General features: G+C 47.0%; 10 protein-coding genes and 1 pseudogene. 3 read left to right on the top strand and 8 right to left on the bottom strand.

What is annotated here, in order from left to right; translation table 11 throughout:
* Positions 1-29: 29 nt before the first annotated feature.
* The 8 genes and pseudogenes from Q0095_RS10050 to Q0095_RS10020 all read right to left on the bottom strand — a co-directional run bounded on the left by Q0095_RS10050 (position 30) and on the right by Q0095_RS10020 (position 5,747).
* Positions 30-287, bottom strand: a complete 258-nt coding sequence (locus tag Q0095_RS10050) for a hypothetical protein (protein ID WP_297883375.1) — start codon at positions 285-287, stop codon at positions 30-32.
* Between the two features lie 23 nt (positions 288-310).
* Positions 311-583: a hypothetical protein gene (locus tag Q0095_RS10045; RefSeq protein ID WP_297883374.1), complete on the bottom strand. Its 273-nt coding sequence runs from the start codon at positions 581-583 to the stop codon at positions 311-313.
* 116 nt (positions 584-699) lie between these two features.
* A pseudogene (locus tag Q0095_RS10320) lies at positions 700-840 on the bottom strand (Imm53 family immunity protein); the annotation flags it as partial.
* A 126-nt stretch (positions 841-966) separates the two neighbouring features.
* Positions 967-1,320, bottom strand: coding sequence for a hypothetical protein (locus Q0095_RS10040; protein WP_297883373.1), 354 nt, complete (start codon positions 1,318-1,320; stop codon positions 967-969).
* A 114-nt stretch (positions 1,321-1,434) separates the two neighbouring features.
* Entirely contained in the window at positions 1,435-2,787 is a 1,353-nt protein-coding gene (locus Q0095_RS10035; protein ID WP_297883372.1) for a coproporphyrinogen III oxidase family protein, read from the bottom strand.
* Positions 2,788-2,856: 69 nt separating this feature from the next.
* Positions 2,857-3,204 carry an AzlD domain-containing protein gene (locus tag Q0095_RS10030; protein WP_297883371.1) on the bottom strand — a complete coding sequence of 116 codons (348 nt, stop codon included), beginning with the start codon at positions 3,202-3,204 and terminating at the stop codon, positions 2,857-2,859.
* Positions 3,204-3,962 (bottom strand): AzlC family ABC transporter permease, encoded by a 759-nt coding sequence (locus tag Q0095_RS10025; RefSeq protein WP_297883370.1) that lies wholly within the window; start codon positions 3,960-3,962, stop codon positions 3,204-3,206. Before Q0095_RS10025 ends, Q0095_RS10030 begins: the two co-directional genes overlap by 1 nt.
* Before the next feature lie 222 nt (positions 3,963-4,184).
* Positions 4,185-5,747 carry an inorganic phosphate transporter gene (locus Q0095_RS10020; protein ID WP_297883369.1) on the bottom strand — a complete coding sequence of 521 codons (1,563 nt, stop codon included), beginning with the start codon at positions 5,745-5,747 and terminating at the stop codon, positions 4,185-4,187.
* Between the two features lie 173 nt (positions 5,748-5,920).
* On the opposite strand from Q0095_RS10020, the gene Q0095_RS10015 reads away from it, so the two are divergent.
* From Q0095_RS10015 to Q0095_RS10005, 3 genes are all read left to right on the top strand, one after another.
* The gene (locus Q0095_RS10015; protein ID WP_297883368.1) at positions 5,921-6,310 is read left to right on the top strand and encodes an NAD(P)H-quinone oxidoreductase subunit 3; all 390 of its coding nucleotides are present in this window, start codon (positions 5,921-5,923) and stop codon (positions 6,308-6,310) included.
* Positions 6,292-6,801, top strand: a complete 510-nt coding sequence (locus tag Q0095_RS10010) for an NADH-quinone oxidoreductase subunit B family protein (RefSeq protein WP_005869772.1) — start codon at positions 6,292-6,294, stop codon at positions 6,799-6,801. Before Q0095_RS10015 ends, Q0095_RS10010 begins: the two co-directional genes overlap by 19 nt.
* Positions 6,801-7,421 (top strand): NADH-quinone oxidoreductase subunit C (locus tag Q0095_RS10005; RefSeq protein ID WP_297883367.1); only part of this gene is annotated, 621 nt, incomplete at its 3' end. The genes Q0095_RS10010 and Q0095_RS10005, both read left to right, overlap by 1 nt.

Below are 7,421 nucleotides of genomic sequence, written 5' to 3'. Positions count from 1 at the left end.
TTGGTTCCGGTACGCCTCTTGCGGCCTTCCTAATGCAAATCGGTGGCGCTTCCATTGGTTTCATATTTTTTAAGATCTATTTTTCCGATATTGTCCTCATCTCCTTCGCCGATTACTCCAAGCACGCGGAAATCCCTATCTATCTCGCCGTAAATATCAAAAAACAGATAACTGCCCTTAAAGCTTTTATAGGCGAATTCCTTTACGGCGTCCTTAACAATTTCGATATTTGCAAGCGTTACTTCGGTCTTTTTGCAAGATTCGTTTTTTATCTCGACTTCGATCATTTAAGTTTCTTTATCTGCCTTGTTTAATTTAAATTTTTCCAATCCTCTTTCTTCACGCCAAATTCAAATTCAGCCTGCTTAAACGCATCCTCTATACTTTCATGATAGGTATCGGTTTGCTCTTTCCCCGATTCGTCAAGATAGAACAGATAAAATCCGCTGTCGCCGTCGTATTGAACGATGCTTAAAGCAAACGGCTGCGGCAGAATTTTGTTGCCGTCGTAATGAGTAGTATTTCCAGTGGCTATGAAATTCTTTTTACTATCTTTCAGATAAATTTTATATAGCTCTTTCATAATGCTCCCGTCAAATTTTAATCCGTTAGCCATTTTACCACATACTCCAATAATTCCTCTAAATTTTCGGCTCCGCAACTTCCTTTGAGTTCGTTTTCCGTGGCATTGATGAAAAACTAATCCTCGTCATCTCTATCGATATTTATTTTGATCGGCTTTTTCCCGCTCTCGCCATCGATTTCAATCCACCAACCGGGATTATCGACCGTTTCCAGCGTAAGGCCATATTCATGCTCCCATTCTCCGTCGCATTTGGAAGCGTACCAGTTTTATATGAGTTTTAGATTACTCATTGCTCCTCCTTTAATTTTATAAATTTTAAAATTCTCGATTTGTTAGGCTTTGATATTGCAATTGAAGCAGGGCTTCTTTGCTATTTAAATTTAATCGCTTATTAAAAATTTCTTTTCCAAGCCATCTTTATTTACGGTGATTATCTTCGAGTTTGGAATATTTAAAAATTTTATAGCTTTTTCATCCAGCTCTGACAATGGCTCCTCAAGATTAAATTTAGTTTTATAGTAATATAGCGAAAGATCTCTTTTATTGCCCTGCTCCATAAGTTGCATTATGCACTTGTCGTTTGAATCGCCGGTCATATGGCGGTTTATCATCATAAACGCCTCGCAGCTCTTATGAAACGGGAAGTGCCCGAAGTTAAAAAGATTGCCGACGAGCTCAAATACAAGGACAAAAAACAGAAATAAAATGAATAGCTTGATCATTCTGCGTTTCATTGTGACGCTTCCTAAATTTTGAAATCAAAAATTCGTTTGTGTTTTAAATGCCGGACGGTATTTGCGCTCAAGTCGCGGGTGCGTCCAAGCGCTAGTAGCGGTCTGGCACAAAATTTACGACGCTATCTCGCTTTTTGCCGCGCCAGCTGCGGCGGATTCGCTTTCGTCCATAATGATGAGCTGTTTTGCGCGCTTAATCTTGGCATCGTCGCGAAACGCCGCGCGCACCTTGTCCATGCCGGTGTAAAATTCCTTCATCAAAACAAGGCACAAATACGCGCCGAATTCCGTCGTGCGGATGATCTCGCCCTCGATACGCACGGCTCCTGCAAGCCTTAGCAGGCTAAGCTCTCTGCCCAGTTCGCGGCGCAGGCTTAAATCGTTTGCGGCGTTAAATTTAGCGATATCGATCTCGCCGTTGAAAAGCTCGGTCAAAAAGAGGTATTTTGCGCGCTCGGATCTGCTAAAATCGCAAGTGGCGATGACGGTACTTTCGTTTTTGCGCACCCTGCTTGCGTACTCTTCGAGGTTGAACGCATTTACGAGCAGCCTGCCGCCTAGGAAACTAAACGCGCCGCTTCCGATGCCTACGTATTCGTGATTCGTGCCTACATACTCGTCGTTGATGTTTGATTTTTCGCGAGCGAAGGCCCATGCGTTGCTGCGGTGCCAGCTTGCAAATTCCTTGCAGATGATGGAGTAAAACTCCTCCTCGTGATCTACATTGCTAACGCCGAGACTTCGTGCTATTTGATCGCGCATCAAAGGGGATTTCATCAGCGGATACAGCGTGATCTGCTCCGGTTTTACCGCCTTTGCTGCTTCAATGTCGCGAAGTAAAATTTCGCGAGTTTGAAACGGAAAGTTAAAGATCAGATCCAGGCTTAAAATCGGTAAAATTCCGACCGCTCGGGATAGCTTTTCTTGCAGAATTTCGCCCGAGCCGAATTTGTCATAGCGCGAAGCTTTACGTAAAATATCATCATCAAAGCTCTGCACCCCCACGCTTAGGCGGTCTATTAGCCCGCGAAATCGCAGCAAGTTCTCAGGCTCGATGTGGTTAGGATCGCTCTCGCACGAGACCTCTTTGATGCTAAAAAGCGACTTGGCAAGCTCCAGCGTGCGCGCTAACTCATCCTCGTCGATGAGTGTCGTGCCGCCGCCTACATAAAGCGTCTCAAAGTCGTAGCCTGCGTCCTTCGTGCGCTGCATCTCGGTGCGCAGCGCGCTGAAATACGCCTTGCACGCACCACGCTCGTAGGCGTATTTATGAAAGGAGCAGTACGGGCAAAACGTGTGGCAAAAGGGCACGTGCATGTAGAGCATATATTTTTTATCGGGGTTTGGAATTTTAGCGATGTTCTCTTGCGTGATGTCGATTCTAAGAGAGTTATAAAGAGATTTTTGCATAGTTTCGGCGGCGTATTTTTTGGCGAAGCTATGCACCATTTGACTGATAAAATTCATAAAACTTTAACCTTTTTTAAACTTAAAAATTAATTTTTGAAGTTTATCGAAAACTAACTTATAAATTTATCAATAATTCAATAAAAAGCGCAGCGCCGCCATATATATTAGCGTAGGAAGCGCTATCGTAACGAGCGAATTACGGAATTTAGCATGCACGACAAACGCCATAATCAGGCAAAATAGCAGCGCCGCCGTTTGCAGCACGTCTGCGCTAAAAGTCCGCTCGCCCGAAAAGCTAGGCAGCATCGTCTTAAGCGCATAGATCGTCAAAACGACCATTATCAAAAGTCCGGAGTTTTTCTGCAGATACGATAAGCTTGGACTCGCGGTCTTTTTCTTAAAAAGCAGCAGCGGCAAAAATCGCGTCAAAATCGTAGCGATCGAGGCTAGAAAGATATAGGGTAAAATTTCCACTACTTGCTCCTTTTTGGGAATTTTCGCAGCCTGCGTCCCGCGCGCAAAGGTCGCTCGAAGTATTTACGAAAGAGCAGCAAAACCGCAGTGCCGAAAATCAGAGTGCCGAATAAAAAGTATTTTGCAGGAAAGATAAAAAGCCCCGCAAATGCGCAGCCAAAGCCAAGAAATAGCACTTTGTATTGTGGATTTGCTTTAAAAACCTCATAGGTTAGCATCGCAAAAAGCGCCGTCAGGCTAAACTCGACTCCGCTAAAATCAAGCTTCAAGCTTGCTCCCAAAACAGCCCCTACAACGACGCCCGCGACCCAGTAAGAGTGATTTAAGACCGCGGTTAGATTATAGAGCAGATCAAGCTCTTTTAATCTTTGCGGCGTTACGGGCTGTTCGCCGTTAAGCTCCTCGGGGCGCAAAAATGCACGCGCTTTTAGCAGAGCAAAGGTTTCATCCGTAAGGGCATATACGGCGTAAATTTTATGACGCACGAAGCGCAGTTCGTCCAGCAGCGACATCGTGTAGAAAAAATGGCGGAAATTTAGCAAAAACGCCACGACGAAGGTATCTACGAGCGAGGCGTGAGTTACGATGAATGCGATCAGCACGAACTCCACGCTGCCTGCGTAGATCAGCAGCGAGGTTAGCGCCAGCGCCCAGACGGGCAGGTCTTGGCTAATGCCGTAGATGCCAAACGCCAGCCCCAGCGGCACGTAGCCCATCATCACGGCAAGGGTCGATCTGAAAATTTCAAATTTACTCATAGCTTTCCTAAATTTAAAATGGCGATTGTAGCTAAAATTTTATTAAATTTTTACGGGGCGCGCAGGCGGGATCTGCGCCGCTGCGAGCCGGTTTTGCGCTGTAGCGCGTCGCAAGAGGAGCTGCAAAATTTACTCGGTTCGCCGCCGTAAAATTTTAAAATTTAGCCTACACAGAATTTTGCGAAATTTTAAAATTTCGGGGAGCGGATCTTTAAATTTAGCCTAAAATACGTGGCGTAAAAGCACGAATGCAAACGCCGAAAGCAGCGACGAAACGGGCAGAGTGATGATCCATGCTAGCCCGATCGGCTTCATCAGCGACCAGTTTGTGCTGCGATTTACCAAGCCGATTCCCAAAATCGCGCCTATTAGCACGTGAGTCGAGGAGATCGGAAGCCCCAGCACCGATGCCGCCATGACGACGACGGCGCTTGCGAGCTCGGCGCTAAAGCCCGAGGCTGGGTGGATTTTTGTAAGATTGGTGCCTACGGTGGCGATCACCTCTTTGCCGATGAACCAAAGCCCCGCTATTAGGGCTACTGCGAACATTATCATAATCTGCTGCGGCACGGGAGTGGAGGGATTGATACTATTCGTAGCCATCGTATCGATGATGGCGGCAAACGGACCCACGGCGTTTGCGATGTCGTTGCTGCCGTGCGAAAAGGCAAAGCCGCTAGCGGTGAGTACTTGCAGCCAGCTAAACATCAAAAACGCGGATTTGTTTAAATTTGAGCGGCGTAGGGTTTTAGCGAAAATAAACATCAAAAGCCAGGTAATCAGCGTAGACATGCCGATGATGAGGTAGTTGTAAAAATTCGTAAGCCCGAAATTTAGATTATGCAGCCCCTTAAATATCAGCATCGCCGAGATTACGAAGGCGCCGATACCGGCTACGGCAGGGATTCCATACTCTAGGGCCTTGTGGGATTTGAGCTTCTCTTTTTTAGCGTCAAGCTCGATCACCTTTTTATAATACTCGCTATCCAGCTCGCTTGGATCAAAATCGGGATCGCGCATCGCGTAAATATCGTGATTTAGCGCCTCTGCATAGGCGATCTTTTGAATGTCGTCCAGAGTCTCGAAGGTCTTTTTATGCAGCTTGCGGAGGGATTTTTTTTCGCGCTTTATGCGGTCGATCTTTATTTGAGCGTAGCGGTTGTAATCCAAAATGTAATGTTTGATGAGCCAGAAAATTCCAAAGGAGATCACTCCGCCCAAAATCGGCGAGAGTACCCAAGAGATCGCTATTTTGCCGATCTTATCCCACTGCACGAGCCACAACGCGGAAGCCTCTGCAGTATTAAGCAGGGCGCCTAGCGTAAGCCCCGAGCCCACGATACCGCCGATGATCGCATGAGTAGTGGATACGGGCAAACCCTTTCTGCTGGCAAAAAGCAACCATGCCCCCGCCGCAAAAAGCGCGCTCATCATTACGTAGATAAAGTCTCTAGGATGCACGTCCATTTTGCTAAGATCGATTATGCCGCTTCGGATAGTCGAGGTTACTTCGCCGCCTGCGATTACTGCGCCGCTTGCTTCAAATACCGCCGCGATGCAAAGGGCTTGCGCGATGCTAAGAGTGCCGCTTCCGACGCTGGTGCCGAAGGAATTTGCCACGTCGTTTCCGCCGATATTAAAGGCCATAAAGATGCCTAAAAATACCGAAACTAAAAATAGCATTTTATCGCCGCTTCCTATAAAACCGAATCCCCAGATAAGAAAATAGATTGTTACGCCGCAGAATATGCCGTAGAAAATGAGACTTATCTTGCTAGATTTCATAGCTCTCCCTTAAAATCCGCGAAATTTTACCACACGCGCCTTAATCCCCACTAAATCGCACGGGCGAGGTATATAAATTTTAATTTTAAAAGCTAATTTAGTGGCGTGCGCTAAGCTTTATTAAATCAATACTTCGTTACAATCCACATTAAATTTTAAAACCGAGGCGAAAAATGTCTAGAATTCCGCTGCAAAGCCCGTATTTCGGAATATTCGTAATGCTAATCCTAGCCTTTTGCGTCTTTTCGCTCATCGTTAAACTATCCTCTTTGGTAGGCTCGCGTTTGGCAGACAGGCGCGACGAACGGCTAAAGGGCGAAATTTACGAAAGCGGCCCCGAAGCCGTCAAGCAGCCCAACCGAATGAACTCCCACTTTTTTTTGATAGCCGTGCTTTTCATACTTTTTGACGTCGAGATTATCTTTATGTTTCCGTGGGCGGTAAATTTTAAAATTTTAGGCGTGTTCGGGCTTATAGAGATGGCGTTTTTCATCGTATTATTAGGTATCGGTTTCATCTACGCCTGGAAAAAAGGAGCGCTAAATTGGCAGAGCATAAGATAAACTACGCGCGCGAAAACGGGCTTCCCGTAGTTCTTACCACCGTCGATAAACTGATCGCGTGGGGCAGGAGCAACTCTTTGTGGGCGATGACGTACGGGCTTGCGTGCTGCGCGATCGAGATGATGGCGGCGGGCGCGGGCAGATTTGACTTTGACCGCTTCGGCACGATATTTCGCGCAAGCGCCAAGCAATCGGATGTGATGATAATCGCAGGCACGCTTAGCAAAAAGCACGCCGAGTTTACGCGCCGCCTATACGACGCGATGCCAGAGCCTAAATGGGTTATCAGTATGGGTAGCTGCGCCAATACCGGAGGGATGTTTAATACCTACGCTACGGTGCAGGGCTGCGACCGCATAGTGCCCGTAGATATCTATCTGCCCGGATGCGCGCCGCGCCCCGAGACGCTGCAGTTTGCGATGATGGTGCTGCAAAAAAAGATCCGCACCCAAACTCCGCGCCGCGCGCAGAAAGCAAAAAGGCTGATCTGATGAGAAAATTTAATCCCAAAGGCGATCAGAGTAAAAAAAATTACTACAAAGACAGATTTTTCATCCCGGAGGAAACGCCGAAATCCAGCGCAAACGAGAGCGATTTCAAAGACGATCTGGACGCGCTTGAAGGCGTCCAAATTTTAAACTCATACGTGGAATTTAACACTCTCGTGCTCTACGTGGAGCCTGCGCAAAATTTAGCGGCGCTGCGTGCGCTTAAGGGCGCGGGATATGAAATTTTATGCGAGCTAAGCGGCGTGGATTTTACCGAGGCTCGCGGCGGCATCGAGGTTTTCTATCAGCTTTTGGATATCAAAAGAGCGCGCCGCGCGCGGCTAAAGTGCTTCGTGCCGAATGAGAGCTTTTTGCAAAGCGCTGCGGGCATCTACAAAAGCGCGAACTGGGCGGAGCGCGAGCTATACGATATGATGGGTGTTTGGATTGAAAATCATCCGAACTTAGCGCGCCTAATAATGCCCGATGATTGGTTCGGACACCCGCTTTTAAAGTCCTATCCGCTGCAAGGAGATGAGTTTGCGAAGTGGTACGAGGTGGATAAAATTTTTGGGGTCGGCGCGCGCGAGCGGATCGGCGAAGAAAACCGAAATTCCGCATTC

Origin of the sequence: uncultured Campylobacter sp. (assembly GCF_938045535.1) — a bacterium.
GTDB lineage: Bacteria > Campylobacterota > Campylobacteria > Campylobacterales > Campylobacteraceae > Campylobacter_B.
The sequence above is the reverse complement of the archived record's forward strand: the minus strand, read 5'-3'. Positions and strand labels throughout refer to the sequence as shown.

Excerpts from the sequence above, each read along its gene's own strand:
- Q0095_RS10045 (WP_297883374.1), bottom strand. The coding sequence starts at position 583 with ATGAAAGAGCTATATAAAATTTATCTGAAAGATAGTAAAAAGAATTTC.
- Q0095_RS10015 (WP_297883368.1), top strand. The coding sequence starts at position 5,921 with ATGTCTAGAATTCCGCTGCAAAGCCCGTATTTCGGAATATTCGTAATG.
- Q0095_RS10035 (WP_297883372.1), bottom strand. The coding sequence starts at position 2,787 with ATGAATTTTATCAGTCAAATGGTGCATAGCTTCGCCAAAAAATACGCC.
- Q0095_RS10050 (WP_297883375.1), bottom strand. The coding sequence starts at position 287 with ATGATCGAAGTCGAGATAAAAAACGAATCTTGCAAAAAGACCGAAGTA.
- Q0095_RS10025 (WP_297883370.1), bottom strand. The coding sequence starts at position 3,962 with ATGAGTAAATTTGAAATTTTCAGATCGACCCTTGCCGTGATGATGGGC.
- Q0095_RS10040 (WP_297883373.1), bottom strand. The coding sequence starts at position 1,320 with ATGAAACGCAGAATGATCAAGCTATTCATTTTATTTCTGTTTTTTGTC.
- Q0095_RS10020 (WP_297883369.1), bottom strand. The coding sequence starts at position 5,747 with ATGAAATCTAGCAAGATAAGTCTCATTTTCTACGGCATATTCTGCGGC.